This window comes from Streptomyces sp. NPDC054932 (assembly GCF_053610205.1).
On record NZ_JBSGXU010000192.1, the window covers coordinates 1 to 15,003 of the forward strand.

Sequence of the window (15,003 nt, forward strand, 5' to 3'; positions counted from 1 at the left end):
TGGTGCGCTGCGACATCGCTAAGCGACGCGTGTAACGAGCGCCCTTGTGGGGCCGGCCCGACACGGAGAGACGATGGGACTGACGGGAAACCCCCATACGCCTCCCTGACCACCGCCCCACCGAAACCCCGCCCCCCGAAGCCCCGCCCCCGCCCCCGCAGCCGCCCCGCCCGACCCTCAGGCCTCAGGCGCCGGCATGTGGTCCAGTCTGCGGAGGATGACGCCCTCGCGCAGGGCCCACGGGCAGATCTCCAGTTCGTCCACGCCGAACAGGTCCATCGCGCCCTCCGCGACCAGCGCTCCCGCCAGGAGCTGGTTCGCGCGGCCCTCCGAGACGCCCGGGAGCGCCGAGCGCTGGGCCGTGGTCATCGCCGCCAGGCGCGGGACCCATTCCTCCAGCGACTTGCGGGTCAGGTCCCGCTGCACGTACAGACCTTCCGCCGAGCGGGCCGCGCCCGCGATGCGGGCGAGCTGCTTGAAGGTCTTCGAGGTCGCCACCACGTGGTCCGGCGCGCCGAAGCGGCTGAACTCGCGGACCGTCCGGGCGATCTCCGCCCGCACGTGCCGTCGCAGCGCCCGGATGTCGAGCGCGTCGGGCGGGTCCCCCGGGAGCCAGCCCGAGGTGAGGCGACCCGCGCCCAGCGGGAGGGAGACGGCCGCGTCCGGGTCCTCGTCGATGCCGTACGCGATCTCCAGCGAGCCGCCGCCGATGTCCAGGACCAGCAGTTTTCCGGCGGACCAGCCGAACCAGCGGCGGGCAGCGAGGAAGGTGAGGCGGGCCTCGTCCTCGCCGCTCAGCACCGGCAGGTCGACGCCGGTCTCGGCCTTGACCCGCGCGAGGACCTCGTCGGCGTTCGTGGCCTCGCGCACGGCACTGGTCGCGAAGGGAAGGACGTCCTCGCAGCCCTTGTCCTCGGCGGCCTGCACCGCGTCGCGGATCACCGAGACGAGACGCTCGACGCCGTCGGGGGTGACCGCCCCGCGCTCGTCGAGCAGCTCCGCCAGCCGCATCTCCACCTTGTGCGAGTGCGCCGGCTGCGGGCGCGCGCCGGGGTGCGCGTCCACCACCAGCAGATGGACCGTATTCGAACCCACATCCAGGACACCGAGTCTCATAGGGGGAAACGCTACTGCGAGGAAGACTCGGGGGTTGTGTAAGGGGCGCATAGGCTTGGGTTTGTGCCAAATACGAAGAAGGCCAACAAGACCCGGTCGCAGAAGGACACGGGCAAGGACACCGTCAAGGGCAAGGCCAAGCGCGGCAAGGACAAGGTCGTGGCCGTCGCCGACGAGAAGGGGCTCGACTTCCCCCGGGCCTGGGTGGAATTCCCCGACCCCGCCGACGACGAGCAGATCTTCCGCTGTGACCTGACCTGGCTCACCTCCCGCTGGACCTGCATCTTCGGCAGTGGCTGCCAGGGCATCCAGGCGGGCCGGGCGGACGACGGCTGCTGCACGCTCGGCGCGCACTTCTCCGACGATGACGACGAGAAGCGCGTGGCTCAGCACGTGGCCCGGCTGACGCCCGAGCTGTGGCAGTTCCACGACGTCGGCAGCGAGAGCGGGTGGACGCAGCACGACGACGACGGGGAGAAGCAGACCCGCCGCTGGGACGGTGCGTGCATCTTCCTGAACCGGCCGGGGTTCCCCGCCGGGGCGGGCTGCTCGCTCCACATCCTCGCGGTGAAGGAGGGCCGGGAGCCGCTGGAGACCAAACCGGACGTCTGCTGGCAGCTGCCGATCCGCCGGACCTACGAGTGGATCGACCGGCCCGACGACACCCGCGTGCTCCAGGTGTCGATCGGCGAGTACGACCGCCGCGGCTGGGGTCCGGGCGGCCACGACCTGCACTGGTGGTGCACGTCGGCCACCTCCGCGCACGGTGCCGGGGAGCCGGTGTACGTGTCGTACCGCCCCGAGCTGACGGAGCTGATGGGCAAGGAGGGCTACGACGAGCTGGTGAAGCTGTGCGAGGCGCGGCTGGCCTCGCTGCTGCCGATGGCCCCGCACCCGGCGGATCCTGCCTGACCGGCCTCCCTTCCGGGAGGGAGGCCCGCTCGGGAGGGACGCCCCGCTCAGGAGGCCGGTGTCGCCGACGGGGCCGGGTCCGGGGCGGGGGAAACCGTTCCGCCTGAGCCTTCCGTCGGGGTCGGCTCGGGCGTCGGGGACGGCGGCGGGATCGTCGGCTCCGTCGGGGTCGGGGTGGGCGGCTGCGTCGGGTCCGGCGACGGCTGCGGGGTCGCGGGCTGCGTCGGGTCCGGTGTGGGTACGGGCGTCGCCGCGGGGCGGCCCCGGCCCTGGATGGCGACGACCGCGCCGCTCGGGTCGACCCCGACCCGGGCCGTCCAGGCTCCGACGGGCTGGGCCTCGGGGTCCACGGCGATCCGCAGGGTGACCGATTCTCCTGGGGCCAGCGTGCCCGCGGTCCGGCTCGCGCGCAGCCAGGGCGCGTCGGACCAGAGCCGCCAGTCCACCGGGGCGCCGCCGGAGGCGGTGAGGGTGAGCAGGGTGACCGGGCCCTGGGCGGACGCGGCCACGGTGAGGCGGCCGGGGTCGCCGGGGTGGTCGGGGGTCGCGGGCGGGCCGGTGCTGATCACCTCGACGAAGACGTCGGAGGTGGTGTCGCTCCGGGCGAAGCCGGGGCCGCCGGTCGTGGTGGCGGCGTTCCCGGCGTTCTCGTAGGCGGTCACCGGGTGGCCCTCGGTGCGGGCGGTCGGGAGCTCGGACTCGCTGGCGGAGATCCGGGTGGCGTCGCCACCGGCGTGTTCGCCCGTGCCGGACTCACCGCGGTACGCCGCCCACAGCGCCAGGACCGGGGCGGCGACGACGGTGGCGACCACGGTGGTGGTCACCACGCGGGCGCGCAGCCGGTCGCGGCGGGCCGCGCGGTCCCTGGGGTCCATGGGGAAGCCGGTGCGGTCGAAGCGGGGGGCGGGCCCGCGGCCGCGGGCCCGGCCGGAGCGGATCATCGCGGCGTGGACGGCGGTGCGGGGGGCGGGTACGAGGGGGAGGGCGGCGGTGTTGATGCCGCCGGAGCCGGGCCAGGGGCCCGCGGCGCCCACCCGTTCGGCGACGCGGCGGCAGCGGGGGCAGTCGTCGACGTGGCGGACGAGCTCGGCGCGCAGGGTGCTGGAGAGGAGCACGTTGCCGTCGCCGTCTTCGCCGGTGAGCCGGGAGACGCTGGGGCAGCTGCCGGTCTCCACGACGGCGAGGGCGGCGCGGGTGCGCTCGACCTCGCAGGCGGCGCCGGAGAGCAGTTCGCGGGCGGCGGCCGGGGGTGTGCCGAGGACGGCGGCGAGTTCGGGGACGCCGAGGCGGTGGCGGACGGCGAGTTCGAGGGCTTCGCGCTGCTCGGGCGTGGTGCCGGCGGCTTCGGGCCAGGCGAGCCGGGCCAGCTCGGTACGACGGTAGGCGCTCACGTCAAGGGGCCGGTGGGCCTCCCGGCCGCGGTCGGCTGGCGTGTCTTCGCCCGGCGCACGGTCGCGCTCGGTGTGCTCCGGCGCACGCCGGGCGGAATGCGCTCCCTGTCGTGTGCGCCGCTGCTCCGCCAGCCGGTGCAGGCAGCCCCAGCGGGCGAGCGCGTAGAGCCAGGCGCGCCGGTCCCCCTCGTCGGGGCAGCGGCCGGGGTGCCGCTCGGCCACGGCGAGGACGTCCCCGAGCACGTCGGTCGCGGTGTCGTGGTCGCACAGGACCGACAGGCAGTACGTGAACAGGCCGTCCAGGTAGGGCTCGTGCCGGAACGGCGGCGGCTGCTCGCCCTCGTGGGGCATGCGCCCGTGCGCCCGGTGTGCGCCGGTGCGCGCTGAGGAGTGTGCCTGGTCGCTGCTGTTCACCTGGCGACCGTAGGCGGCACGCCGGTGACGGCCTGGAAGCCTTCGCCACTTTTAGCCCTTACGGGTGAACAGATCGGTGGGGTGCTGACTCAGGCCCTGACGCAGGTCCTGACGCAGGCCCTGACGCAGCTCCTGACGCAGGTCCTGACGCAGGCGGGCGGCACCCGCGACCTGCACCGCAGTCCGGCCTGTCGGTGCGGGCGGCTACCGTGAGCGCCATGGCTGCCCGCACTGCTCGTTCATCCGCCAAGGACCGGCCGTCCTACCGCTGCACCGACTGCGGCTGGACGACCGCCAAGTGGCTCGGCCGCTGCCCCGAGTGCCAGGCCTGGGGCACCGTCGAGGAGATGGGCGCGCCCGCCGTGCGGACCACGGCCGCCGGCCGGGTCTCGACCGCCGCCCTGCCGATCGCCCAGGTCGACGGCCGGACGGCGACCGCCCGCAGCACCGGCGTGGACGAGCTGGACCGTGTCCTCGGCGGCGGGCTCGTGCCCGGTGCCGTGGTGCTGCTCGCCGGTGAGCCCGGCGTCGGGAAGTCGACGCTGCTGCTGGACGTCGCGGCGAAGGCGGCCAGCGACGAGCACCGCACGCTGTACGTGACGGGCGAGGAGTCGGCGAGTCAGGTGCGGCTGCGGGCCGACCGGATCAACGCCCTCAACGATCACCTCTATCTGGCCGCCGAGACCGATCTGTCCGCCGTGCTCGGTCACCTCGACGCCGTGAAGCCCTCCCTGCTGATCCTGGACTCCGTACAGACCGTCGCCTCGCCCGAGATCGACGGCGCGCCCGGCGGCATGGCCCAGGTGCGGGAGGTGGCCGGGGCGCTGATCCGGGCCTCCAAGGAGCGCGGGATGGCCACCCTCCTCGTCGGCCACGTGACCAAGGACGGGGCCATCGCCGGTCCCCGTCTGCTGGAGCACCTCGTCGATGTCGTGCTGAGCTTCGAGGGCGACCGGCACGCCCGGCTGCGCCTGGTGCGCGGCATCAAGAACCGCTACGGCGCCACCGACGAGGTCGGCTGCTTCGAACTGCACGACGAGGGGATCACCGGGCTCGCCGACCCGAGCGGGCTGTTCCTGACCCGGCGGGCCGAGGCCGTTCCCGGAACCTGCCTGACCGTGACCCTGGAGGGGAAGCGTCCGCTGGTCGCCGAGGTGCAGGCGCTGACCGTGGACTCACAGATCCCCTCTCCCCGGCGCACGACCTCGGGCCTGGAGACCTCGCGCGTCTCGATGATGCTGGCGGTGCTGGAGCAGCGCGGCCGGATCACGGCGCTCGGCAAGCGCGACATCTACAGCGCCACCGTGGGCGGGGTGAAGCTCACCGAGCCGGCCGCCGACCTGGCGATCGCGCTCGCGCTGGCCTCCGCCGCCAGTGACGTGCCGCTGCCGAAGAACCTCGTGGCGATCGGTGAGGTCGGCCTGGCCGGCGAGGTGCGGCGGGTGACGGGCGTGCAGCGGCGGCTCGCGGAGGCCCACCGGCTGGGCTTCACGCACGCGCTGGTCCCGGCGGATCCGGGCAAGGTGCCGGCCGGGATGAAAGTCATTGAGGTGGCCGACATGGGCGATGCGCTAAGGGTGTTGCCGCGCGGGCGGTCCCGTACGGCGGCCAGGGAGCGGTCCGCGGAGTAGCGCACCCGGGGGGATGATCCCCCTGGTCAGGGGCCCCTACGGGCCCCTCGCGGGCCGTACCTGGCCAAGCCACGGCGGGGCCGCGGCGCGCGCCGGTAGACTTCTGGATGGTCCGCCCGGCCGTACGCACGCCCTCGTGCCCGCGGTGCGGGGCGGCGCAACCCGCGACCGGAGGAGTGCAGTGGCAGCCAAGGACGGGGCAGCAGCATCCGGCAAGTCGGGCGCGAGCTCCAAGCAGGAGGCCATGATGCGCGCCTCGCTGAGCGCGGTCGCACCTGGTCAGCCCCTGCGTGACGGCTTGGAGCGGATCGTCCGCGGCAACACCGGCGGGCTCATCGTCCTCGGTATGGACAAGAGCGTCGAGGCGATGTGCACCGGCGGTTTCGTCCTGGACGTGGAGTTCACGGCGACCCGGCTGCGCGAACTGTGCAAGCTCGACGGCGCGCTCATCCTCGACAAGGACATCACCAAGATCCTGCGGGCCGGCGTGCAGCTGGTGCCGGACGCGTCGATCCCGACGGAGGAGACGGGCACGCGGCACCGTACGGCCGACCGCGTCTCCAAGCAGTGCGGCTTCCCGGTGGTGTCGGTGTCGCAGTCGATGCGGCTGATCGCGCTGTACGTCGACGGGGAGCGGCGGGTCCTGGAGGAGTCCGGGGCGATCCTGTCGCGGGCCAACCAGGCGCTGGCCACGCTGGAGCGGTACAAGCTGCGTCTCGACGAGGTCGCGGGCACCCTGTCGGCGCTGGAGATCGAGGACCTGGTCACGGTCCGCGACGTGACGGCGGTCGCGCAGCGGCTGGAAATGGTCCGCCGGATCGCGACCGAGATCGCCGAGTACGTGGTCGAACTGGGCACGGACGGGCGACTGCTGTCGCTGCAGCTGGACGAGCTGACGGTCGGGATCGAGCAGGAGCGGGAGCTGGTCATCCGGGACTACGTGCCGGAGCCGACGGCGAAGCGTTCCCGCACGGTGGACGAGGCGCTGGCGGAACTGGACGCGCTGACCCATCCGGAGCTGCTGGAGCTGGCGATCGTGGCGCGGGCGCTGGGGTACACCGGCTCGCCGGAGACCCTGGACTCGGCGGTGTCGCCGCGCGGATACCGGCTGCTGGCGAAGGTGCCGAGGCTGCCGGGCGCGATCATCGAGCGGCTCGTGGAGCACTTCGGCGGGCTGCAGAAGCTGCTCGCAGCGAGCGTGGACGACCTGCAGACGGTGGACGGCGTCGGCGAGGCGCGTGCGCGCAGCGTCCGCGAGGGCCTGTCCCGGCTGGCGGAGTCCTCGATCCTGGAACGCTACGTCTAGGCTCCGCCGCCGAGCCGGATCGCAGTGTCCGGCAGCGTCGCCGCCGGGCCCCGTCGGCTAGTCCTGCTTGAGGACGAACGAGGTGCGGGCCACCGGCATGCCCGGGGCCTTGACCTCGACCACGTAGGTGTCGGGAGCCGCCGACCCCGCCGGAGGCGCCTGGCACTGGTCGGCCGCGCTGAACCTGCGGTCCCAGTCCAGCGCCTGCTTCGTCTCGCCCTGCGCCGGGACCCGGAAGAAGGCGTTGCCCGCGCCCGCCGGGCAGTCCGCCGAGGACCACACCGCCTTGCTGCTGCTCGCCTGAAGGATGGTCAGGACGGCCTGCTTGGGGCCGAGGTCGACCTTGCAGGTGGTGCCGGAGGTGTTGCGGGCGACCAGTTCGAGGCGGGGCTTCTCGTTCGCCTCGTACTCGTTCTTCGCGCTCTTGACCTCCCACTGCAGGGCACCCGGCGCGCAGGTGGGGAGCGGGGAGTCCGCCGGGACCTGTGCCGGGCCGCCCGCGGCGCCGCCGGCGCCGGAGCCCGAGCCGCCGTTCGAGCCGGCGCCGCCGCCCGGTTCGCCGTTCTTGCCCGCGCCGCCCGTGGAGCCGCCCTGGGAGCCGGTGGTCCCGCCGCCGCCCGACTCGGGGCGCCCGCCGGGGGCCGCGCTGATCGCGGGCCCGGTACCGGCCGGACCCGGGGTGATCGAGGCGACGGGGTCGGGGCCGCCCTGGCCCTTTCCGTTGGTACTCGTCCTCCCCCCGCCGGAGCTGACGGTCCATACGGCGAGGAGCGCGAGGAGCGCGACAACGGAAGCCAGCACAGCCCTCCGTCGCCAGTAGATGGAGGAGGGGAGCGGCCCGACCGGATTGCGCAGAGATCCCACGGACGGAACTTTACGAGAGTTCGCGGCCCGATCAGTGCCCCACATGCCGCGCAGCGGGATCGATTTGCCGATGATCATCCTGCGGACGCAATCGCGGGCGGTGAGATCCGGCCAAAGGGCTGATGCAGCGATTAATCCGCTTTGAGCACGTTCGGTGAGCATGGACAGCTCCGGCCTCCACCGCGCCATCACCGATTTCGCCCGGGGGACACCCTCATGGGTGCACTCGGCCTTCGAGATCTGGACGGGGTACGGACTCCTGCTCTTCGGCGTGCTCTTCGGCGTGCTCTTCACGGCCGTCCGGTGGCGTTCGCGCGGCCGCGGCGGCGCCCGGCCGGCGGCACCGGCCGTCGTCCGGCTCACGGGTCCCGGTCCGGCGCGCCGAGGGAGGTGAAACGTGCCAGGATGCCGTCTGCCATGACTGCATCCCCCGCTTCCTCCTCGGCCGTATCCCCCGACTCCTCCCACGCGCTGCACTCGCCCGTCATCGCGTGGTTCGACGAACACGCCCGCGACCTGCCCTGGCGCCGCCCCGAGGCCGGCCCCTGGGGGGTCATGGTCAGCGAGTTCATGCTCCAGCAGACGCCCGTCAGCCGGGTCCTGCCGGTCTACGAGCAGTGGCTCGCCCGGTGGCCCCGCCCCGCGGACCTGGCCACCGAAGCCCCCGGAGAGGCCGTACGCGCCTGGGGCCGGCTCGGTTACCCCCGCCGCGCGCTGCGGCTGCACGGCGCGGCCGTCGCGATAACGGAGCGGCACGGGGGCGACGTACCGCGGGAGCACAGCCAGCTGCTGGCGCTGCCCGGGATCGGCGAGTACACGGCCGCGGCCGTGGCCTCCTTCGCGTACGGGCAGCGGCACGCCGTCCTCGACACCAACGTCCGGCGGGTCTTCGCGCGCACCGCGACCGGGGTCGAGTACCCGCCGAACGCGACGACCGCGGCCGAGCGGCGCCTCGCCCGGGAGCTGCTGCCCGAGGACGAGGACACCGCGGCCCGCTGGGCGGCGGCCTCGATGGAGCTCGGCGCGCTGGTGTGCACCGCCAAGAGCCCCGACTGCGCGCGCTGCCCGGTGGCCGGGCTGTGCGCGTGGCGGCTCGCCGGGAAGCCGGCGCACGAGGGTCCGCCGCGGCGCGGGCAGACGTACGCCGGGACCGACCGGCAGGTGCGCGGGAAGCTCCTCGCCGTGCTCCGGGACGCGGTGGGCCCCGTTCCGCAGGCCCTGCTCGACACGGTCTGGGACGAGCCGGTGCAGCGGGCCCGGGCGCTGGACGGGCTGGTCTCGGACGGTCTGGTGGAACCCCTGGACGGAGGTCTCTACCGGCTCCCGCAGACCTGACCGAAGTTGACCCGGCAATTCCGCTTCCTGCCGGGAAACCGCAGCTCACGAGGGTTGTTACACAACCTATGGGTGTCCGTGCGCCCACCGAAGGCTGGCCCGCACAGCCCCGTGACAACCCCTCCGTACCTTCGAATCCGTAAGGCAGCGGATGAGCAGGTGGACGGCAGCGGAGGCGGTCTCAGATGGCGCACGGTGAGGTACTCGGATTCGAAGAGTACGTACGCACCCGGCAGGACGCCCTGCTGCGCAGTGCCCGGCGTCTGGTCCCGGACCCCACTGACGCGCAGGACCTCCTGCAGACCGCGCTCGTGCGCACCTACGGCCGCTGGGACGGCATCGCCGACAAGTCCCTGGCCGACGCCTACCTGCGCCGGGTCATGATCAACACCCGTACCGAGTGGTGGCGTGCCCGCAAGCTCGAAGAGGTCCCCACGGAGCAGCTCCCCGACGCCTCGGTCGAGGACGGCTCCGACCAGCGTGCCGACCGCGCCCTCCTCATGGACATCCTCAAGGTTCTCGCGCCCAAGCAGCGCAGCGTGGTCGTGCTGCGACACTGGGAACAGATGAGCACCGAGGAAACGGCCGCGGCGCTCGGAATGTCGGCGGGAACCGTGAAGAGCACTCTGCACCGCGCCCTGGCCCGGCTCCGGCAGGAGCTGGAGAGCCGGGATCTGGACATGCGTGCGCTGGAGCGCGGTGACCACACCATGCAGTACGAGGGGCGTGAGCGGTGCGCGGCCTGAACGGCCAAGGTTTGTCCGGAGGTTCTCTGGTGCTGATGTCGGCGGGGATGGTCGTCCTCGTCGGCACAGCCGTGTTTGCGGTCGGTTGCGCCACCAGCGGCACCGGCCTGCGCGACGGCGGGCCGGCCCGCACCGAGGCCGTGTCCAGGAGCGCGACGTCGGGCCCCTCCCCCGACGACTCCTCCTCGGCCTCCGAGGGTTCGTCCGGACGGCCGCTGAAGAAGGTCGATCCCGTCGGGCTGATCATGAAGGACCCCAAGGTCAGCACCGAGGTGAAACGGGACCTCAAGCCCTGCGCGGGCAAGGAGTACCCCGTGGACGTGAGTTACGGGAAGGTCACCGGCAGCCCCGTCGTGGACATCGTCGTCAACGTCCTGTCCTGCGCCGACGCCCTGGGTCGCGGAACCTACGTGTACCGGGCGGACGGCAGTACGTACGAGAATGTGTTCTCGGACGAACAGCCACCCGTCTACGCGGAGATCGACCGGGGCGACCTGGTGGTCACGAAACAGGTCTACGGAAAGAGCGACACGCTCGCCTATCCGTCGGGCGAGGACGTGATCACGTACCGCTGGAACGGCGAGAAGTTCACCGAGCAGGACCGAGTTCACTCGGAGTACAGCAACGTGGTCGACGGCGGTGTCCAGCCCGCCCCGGTCACGAGTCAGAAGAACTGAGCACAGAAGAACCGAGGCGAGGCTTCCGCATGGCCGAGACCCATGTCCTTTTCGTGGAGGACGACGACGTCATCCGTGAGGCCACGACCCTGGCGCTGGAACGCGACGGGTTCGTGGTCACGGCCATGCCCGACGGCCTGTCCGGGCTGGAGTCCTTCCGCGCGAACCGCCCCGACATCGCGCTGCTGGACGTGATGGTCCCGGGCATGGACGGCGTGAGCCTGTGCCGCCGCATCCGTGACGAGTCCACCGTCCCGGTGATCATGCTGTCGGCGCGCGCCGACTCCATCGACGTGGTGCTGGGCCTGGAGGCGGGCGCCGACGACTACGTCACCAAGCCCTTCGACGGCTCCGTGCTCGTCGCCCGGATCCGTGCCGTGCTGCGCCGCTTCGACCACTCCGGCAGCTCTCAGAACGGCGGCCCGAACGCGGCCGACAACGGGTCGGGCCCCGAGCGCGGGGTGCTCTCCTTCGGCGACCTGGAGGTGGACACCGAGGGCATGGAGGTCCGCCGGGCGGGCGCCTCCGTGGCACTGACCCCGACCGAGATGCGGCTGCTGCTGGAGTTCTCCTCCGCGCCCGGCACCGTGCTCTCGCGCGACCGCCTGCTGGAGCGCGTCTGGGACTACGACTGGGGCGGCGACACCCGCGTCGTGGACGTCCACGTCCAGCGACTGCGCACCAAGATCGGACAGGACCGCATCGAAACGGTCCGAGGCTTCGGATACAAACTCAAGGCATGAGACGGTTCACCCTCCGCACGGGCATCCGCTGGAAGATCGCCGTCGCCATCGCGTCCGTGGGCGCCCTCGTCACGATCGCCCTGAGCCTGGTGGTGCACAGTGCTGCCCGCGCGTCGATGCTGGAAGGCGCCCGCGAGGTGCAGCTGGAACGCGTGCAGTTCATCTCCCGCAACGCCGAGGCCGGGCGCAAGCCGCCCATGGGGGCCAAGCTCAACGATCCCGAACTGCCCGCCGAACTGCGGCGCAAGGCGCAGTCGGGACGGCGCGGGACCTACATCCAGGAGCGGCCGCACGGGGCGCCCGAGGTGTGGGCCGCCGTGCCGCTCGGGAACGGGCAGGTGCTGTCGCTGCACACGCCGTTCCGGGACGGCGCCACCAATCTGATCGCCGACCTGGACCGGGCCCTGGTCATCGGCGGCCTGTCCGCCGTGATCGGCGGCTCGGCGCTCGGCGTGCTCATCGGCGGGCAGATCTCCCGCCGGCTGCGCAAGGCCGCGGCCGCGGCGCAGCGCGTGGCGCACGGCGATCCCGACGTCCGCGTACGGGACGCGGTCGGCGGTGTCGTGCGGGACGAGACGGACGACCTCGCGCGGGCCGTGGACGCCATGGCCGACGCCCTCCAGCAACGGCTGGAGGCCGAGCGGCGGGTGACCGCGGACATCGCGCACGAGTTGCGGACTCCGGTGACCGGCCTGCTCACGGCGGCGGAACTGCTGCCCCCGGGGCGGCCGACGGAGCTGGTGCGGGACCGGGCCCAGGTGCTGCGCGCCCTCGTCGAGGACGTACTGGAGGTGGCCCGGCTGGACAGTGCGTCGGAGCGGGCCGAGCTCCAGGACGTGGCGCTGGGCGAGTTCGTGAGCCGGCGGGTGGCATCGCTGATGCCGGAGGCGACCGTACGGGTCGTCGCGGACGAGATCGTCAGCACCGACCCACGGCGTCTGGAGCGGATCCTGGGGAACCTGCTGGCCAACGCTGCGCGGTACGGGCAGCCGCCGGTCCAGGTCGACGTCGAGGGCCGGGTCGTACGGGTCCGGGACCACGGGTCGGGCTTCCCCGAGGCACTGCTGCGCGAGGGGCCGAGCCGCTTCCGCACCGGGTCGACGGATCGCGCGGGCGTGGGGCACGGGCTGGGGCTGACCATCGCGGAGGGCCAGGCGCGGGTGCTGGGCGCCCGGCTGACGTTCCGTAACGTGGCCGCCCGGGGCGGCTCGGAGCGCGAGGGCGCGGCGGCGGGTGCGGTGGCGGTGCTGTGGCTGCCGGAGCACGCGCCGACGGCGACGGGAAGCTTCCCGATCCTGGGGCCGACACAGGACTGAACCGGGGCGGGTCGGGCGGGACGGGGACCGGGCCGTGCCCGCCCGGGGGTCCGTGACTTAGCATCCGTGGCATGACCGACGGTACGTATCCCCCGAGCCACCCGCAGCCCGAGCCCGCCCCCGGCAGCGGCGGATACGGGTTCCCGCCGGGACCGCCCGCCCAGGGCGGCTACGGCTACCCGTCCTCGGGCGGCAGCTACGGCTACCCGCAGACCGGGCAGCAGCCCAACCCGTACCAGCAGGACGCGGGAGGCGGCCAGTGGCCTCCGACCCCTGCTCAGCCGGGCTTCACGAGGCTGGCCGGTCCCGACCTGCCCGGCGCGTCGGAGCAGCCGGACTGGGACGCCATGGCGGACCGGTCGGCGGCCGAGCGGCGCAGGAAGCGGCTGTGGATGCTGGGCGGCGGCGTGACCGTACTGGCGCTGCTGGCCGGTGGGGGAACGTTCTTCCTGATAGGCAACGGCGACGACGGGGGCCAGCCGGACGCCCAGCCCGTGGTCTCCGCCTCGCCCGAGCCGGAGGATTCGAAGTCGCCGGCCGCGTACACCGCCACCGTCAAGGGCGACGACACCCTGCTGCGCGACAGCTACGGCAAGACGGGCATCCGGCTGGGCCCCGACCTCAAGATCGGCCCGCTGGGCAAGCGGTTCCAGGTCATCGGCAAGGGCAACGGGAACTCGTGGGGGCAGTCCGCCGAGCCGGTGGTCGACGTGACGAAGAGCTTCACCATCACGGCCCGCGCCTACAACTCCGCCGCCAAGGGCTCGCGGATCGTCATGAGCCAGGGTGACGGGGAGTCGTTCTCCTTCGAGCTCGGCGTGAACGAGGTGAACGGCAAGCAGGCATGGATCTTCCGTGTGCAGACCGGCGACAAGGGCGCTGCGGCCACCACGCGGACGGTCACCGCCGAGGGGCTGTCCATGGTGAAGACCCCCACGCTGCTGATGGCCACCTACGACGCCGAGAAGAAGGCCATCGCCCTCTACGTGGACGGCAAGCAGGCCGGCGAGACTCCGGTCGGGCCCATCTGGCAGGCCCCGGGTCCGCTGCAGCTCGGCCGGTCCAGGCACCACAACATCTGGACCGGTCCGTGGCAGGGCGCCCTGCACAACATCAAGATCTACGACGGGGCGTTCTCTCCGGAGCAGGCCGCCGCGTACAAGGAGGGCAAGCTCGGACCCACGCCGAAGCCGACCCATGCCTGGCTGCTCACCTGATCGGTGAGCAGGGCGGGTCGGCCGGTACGACGGGTGCTGCGTCAGCAGCGGTCGCGACGGGTCAGATGCTGACGCCGTTGGTGCGCAGGAAGGCCACCGGGTTGACGGCGGAGCCGTAGTTCGGGGTGGTGCGGATCTCGAAGTGCAGGTGCGGGCCGCTGGAGTTGCCGGTGTTGCCCGACAGGGCGATGCGCTGCGACGCGTTGACCTTCTGGCCGATCTTGACCTGGATCTTCGAGAGGTGCGCGTACTGGGAGTACGTGTTGTTCGCGTGCTTGATCACGATGGCGTTGCCGTACGCGGGGCCGTCGCCGCCGCCGTTCGGGCCGGCCTTGACGACGACGCCGGCGCCGGCGGACTTGACCGGGGTGCCGACCGGGACGGCGAAGTCCTGGCCGGAGTGCTTGTGGGACCACATGTTGCCGCCCTTGCCGAAGGTGGCGGAGAGCGTGTACTTCTCCAGCGGCTTGTCCCAGAGGCCGGCCTTCGCGGCGCCCGCGGCGCCGGCCGCCTGGGCGGTGACGGCGGTCTGCGGGGCGTCTGCGAACGCGGCGGTCGTGCCCGCCCCGAGGGCCAGCACCGCACCGAGAGCGGTGGTGCCGACAGCGATACGGGTACGACGGGTGTAGACGCGCTTCGCGAACATGTGCAGACCTCCGGGGCCGGGGACAAGGGGGGTTTCACACCTGCAAGAGGCATGAAGTGACCCGGCACGCTGGACCGTGTGCCGGGCTGGCTCATCCTTGGTAACCCGTGCCCCGGAACTTCCCCAAACGTCCCGATTACTAGCGGAACTCGTAGCGGCCGCCGTGTGACCTGGCCCGTTGACGGCCTCCCTGCAGGGGCGAAGGTCCCGTACCAGGGCATTTTGGATCTACGAAACAGCCTAGTACGTCCGTTTTGTCTTGTGCGGCTTGTCACCGGCCCAGGGGCCTTCGGCGCCCGTTCCGGGCCCTTCGACGGGCGGCCCGCACCACGCTCCGCCGGGGCCGGGACCGCCGTACGGCACCTGCTGCCGCCCCGGAGCATCCAGGAGGCCGAGGAACCGGGCCGGACCGGCCCGCTGGTGCTGGAGCCGCCGGCCGCCCGGTGAAGGCCCGGACGAGGCCCTCATGGCCGTCACAGCGGCCGGCGGGACCTTCTCGGCTGCGGTTCCCGCACGCGGAGCCGGAGCCCTTCAGCTCGGTGTACGAGCAGTGACCCGATGACGGTAAAGGGGCGGGCCCCGGCGCTATTATGTAACCGGGCGGCCCCCCTGGGGGGGGGGGGGCGGGTCCGGCCCCCGGGACAGGCCCGGGGGGGCGCCCGGGCGCGGGGGGGGGGAGGTGGCGGGCG

Annotated in this window: 15 protein-coding genes; 11 read left to right on the forward strand and 4 right to left on the reverse strand. The window is 72.9% G+C overall.

All coding sequences use genetic code 11. The annotated features are described in order from the left end of the window. Nucleotides 1-177: 177 nt before the first annotated feature. The gene (locus ACWGE1_RS33970) at nt 178-1,116 is read right to left on the reverse strand and encodes a Ppx/GppA phosphatase family protein (protein ID WP_453424310.1); all 939 of its coding nucleotides are present in this window, start codon (nt 1,114-1,116) and stop codon (nt 178-180) included. Nucleotides 1,117-1,275: 159 nt separating this feature from the next. Here ACWGE1_RS33970 and ACWGE1_RS33975 point away from each other — a divergent pair, with 159 nt between their 5' ends. Further along, nucleotides 1,276-2,028, forward strand: a complete 753-nt coding sequence (locus ACWGE1_RS33975) for a hypothetical protein (RefSeq protein ID WP_453424321.1) — start codon at nt 1,276-1,278, stop codon at nt 2,026-2,028. Between the two features lie 47 nt (nt 2,029-2,075). Here the strand turns inward: ACWGE1_RS33975 and ACWGE1_RS33980 are convergent, their stop codons facing one another. Continuing rightward, complete coding sequence (locus ACWGE1_RS33980; protein ID WP_453424311.1) at nt 2,076-3,833, reverse strand: BACON domain-containing protein; 1,758 nt, start codon at nt 3,831-3,833, stop codon at nt 2,076-2,078. 218 nt (nt 3,834-4,051) lie between these two features. On the opposite strand from ACWGE1_RS33980, the gene radA reads away from it, so the two are divergent. Both radA and disA read left to right on the forward strand, forming a co-directional pair. Next, the gene (gene radA, locus ACWGE1_RS33985) at nt 4,052-5,464 is read left to right on the forward strand and encodes a DNA repair protein RadA (protein ID WP_453424312.1); all 1,413 of its coding nucleotides are present in this window, start codon (nt 4,052-4,054) and stop codon (nt 5,462-5,464) included. 181 nt (nt 5,465-5,645) lie between these two features. Then, nucleotides 5,646-6,770: a DNA integrity scanning diadenylate cyclase DisA gene (gene disA, locus ACWGE1_RS33990; RefSeq protein WP_150258629.1), complete on the forward strand. Its 1,125-nt coding sequence runs from the start codon at nt 5,646-5,648 to the stop codon at nt 6,768-6,770. Nucleotides 6,771-6,827: 57 nt separating this feature from the next. Here disA and ACWGE1_RS33995 read toward each other — a convergent pair whose 3' ends face one another. After that, nucleotides 6,828-7,571 carry a hypothetical protein gene (locus ACWGE1_RS33995; RefSeq protein WP_453424313.1) on the reverse strand — a complete coding sequence of 248 codons (744 nt, stop codon included), beginning with the start codon at nt 7,569-7,571 and terminating at the stop codon, nt 6,828-6,830. Between the two features lie 223 nt (nt 7,572-7,794). Here ACWGE1_RS33995 and ACWGE1_RS34000 point away from each other — a divergent pair, with 223 nt between their 5' ends. From ACWGE1_RS34000 to ACWGE1_RS34030, 7 genes are all read left to right on the forward strand, one after another. Next, on the forward strand, nt 7,795-8,028 hold the full coding sequence (locus ACWGE1_RS34000; protein ID WP_453424314.1) for a hypothetical protein: 234 nt from the start codon (nt 7,795-7,797) through the stop codon (nt 8,026-8,028). Between the two features lie 23 nt (nt 8,029-8,051). Then, nucleotides 8,052-8,969 carry an A/G-specific adenine glycosylase gene (locus ACWGE1_RS34005; protein WP_453424315.1) on the forward strand — a complete coding sequence of 306 codons (918 nt, stop codon included), beginning with the start codon at nt 8,052-8,054 and terminating at the stop codon, nt 8,967-8,969. Between the two features lie 185 nt (nt 8,970-9,154). Continuing rightward, nucleotides 9,155-9,715, forward strand: coding sequence for a SigE family RNA polymerase sigma factor (locus ACWGE1_RS34010; protein WP_161294905.1), 561 nt, complete (start codon nt 9,155-9,157; stop codon nt 9,713-9,715). 35 nt (nt 9,716-9,750) lie between these two features. Further along, nucleotides 9,751-10,392, forward strand: a complete 642-nt coding sequence (locus ACWGE1_RS34015) for a hypothetical protein (protein WP_453424322.1) — start codon at nt 9,751-9,753, stop codon at nt 10,390-10,392. Nucleotides 10,393-10,421: 29 nt separating this feature from the next. Continuing rightward, the gene (cseB, locus tag ACWGE1_RS34020) at nt 10,422-11,135 is read left to right on the forward strand and encodes a two-component system response regulator CseB (RefSeq protein ID WP_453424316.1); all 714 of its coding nucleotides are present in this window, start codon (nt 10,422-10,424) and stop codon (nt 11,133-11,135) included. After that, nucleotides 11,132-12,451, forward strand: coding sequence for a two-component system sensor histidine kinase CseC (cseC, locus tag ACWGE1_RS34025; protein ID WP_453424317.1), 1,320 nt, complete (start codon nt 11,132-11,134; stop codon nt 12,449-12,451). Before cseB ends, cseC begins: the two co-directional genes overlap by 4 nt. A 71-nt stretch (nt 12,452-12,522) precedes the next feature. Beyond that, a complete protein-coding gene (locus ACWGE1_RS34030) occupies nt 12,523-13,668 on the forward strand; it encodes a LamG-like jellyroll fold domain-containing protein (protein WP_453424318.1) in 1,146 nt (381 codons plus the stop codon). A 61-nt stretch (nt 13,669-13,729) separates the two neighbouring features. Here the strand turns inward: ACWGE1_RS34030 and ACWGE1_RS34035 are convergent, their stop codons facing one another. Next, nucleotides 13,730-14,314: a M23 family metallopeptidase gene (locus ACWGE1_RS34035; RefSeq protein ID WP_453424319.1), complete on the reverse strand. Its 585-nt coding sequence runs from the start codon at nt 14,312-14,314 to the stop codon at nt 13,730-13,732. A 261-nt stretch (nt 14,315-14,575) separates the two neighbouring features. Between ACWGE1_RS34035 and ACWGE1_RS34040 the strand changes: the two genes are divergently transcribed. Beyond that, nucleotides 14,576-14,761 carry a hypothetical protein gene (locus ACWGE1_RS34040; RefSeq protein WP_453424320.1) on the forward strand — a complete coding sequence of 62 codons (186 nt, stop codon included), beginning with the start codon at nt 14,576-14,578 and terminating at the stop codon, nt 14,759-14,761. The last annotated feature ends 242 nt before the right edge of the window (nt 14,762-15,003 follow it).

Excerpts from the sequence above, each read along its gene's own strand:
- ACWGE1_RS33970 (WP_453424310.1), bottom strand. The coding sequence starts at position 1,116 with ATGAGACTCGGTGTCCTGGATGTGGGTTCGAATACGGTCCATCTGCTG.
- radA (WP_453424312.1), top strand. The coding sequence starts at position 4,052 with ATGGCTGCCCGCACTGCTCGTTCATCCGCCAAGGACCGGCCGTCCTAC.
- ACWGE1_RS34000 (WP_453424314.1), top strand. The coding sequence starts at position 7,795 with ATGGACAGCTCCGGCCTCCACCGCGCCATCACCGATTTCGCCCGGGGG.
- ACWGE1_RS34005 (WP_453424315.1), top strand. The coding sequence starts at position 8,052 with ATGACTGCATCCCCCGCTTCCTCCTCGGCCGTATCCCCCGACTCCTCC.
- ACWGE1_RS34010 (WP_161294905.1), top strand. The coding sequence starts at position 9,155 with ATGGCGCACGGTGAGGTACTCGGATTCGAAGAGTACGTACGCACCCGG.
- ACWGE1_RS34015 (WP_453424322.1), top strand. The coding sequence starts at position 9,751 with ATGTCGGCGGGGATGGTCGTCCTCGTCGGCACAGCCGTGTTTGCGGTC.
- cseB (WP_453424316.1), top strand. The coding sequence starts at position 10,422 with ATGGCCGAGACCCATGTCCTTTTCGTGGAGGACGACGACGTCATCCGT.
- cseC (WP_453424317.1), top strand. The coding sequence starts at position 11,132 with ATGAGACGGTTCACCCTCCGCACGGGCATCCGCTGGAAGATCGCCGTC.
- ACWGE1_RS34030 (WP_453424318.1), top strand. The coding sequence starts at position 12,523 with ATGACCGACGGTACGTATCCCCCGAGCCACCCGCAGCCCGAGCCCGCC.
- ACWGE1_RS34035 (WP_453424319.1), bottom strand. The coding sequence starts at position 14,314 with ATGTTCGCGAAGCGCGTCTACACCCGTCGTACCCGTATCGCTGTCGGC.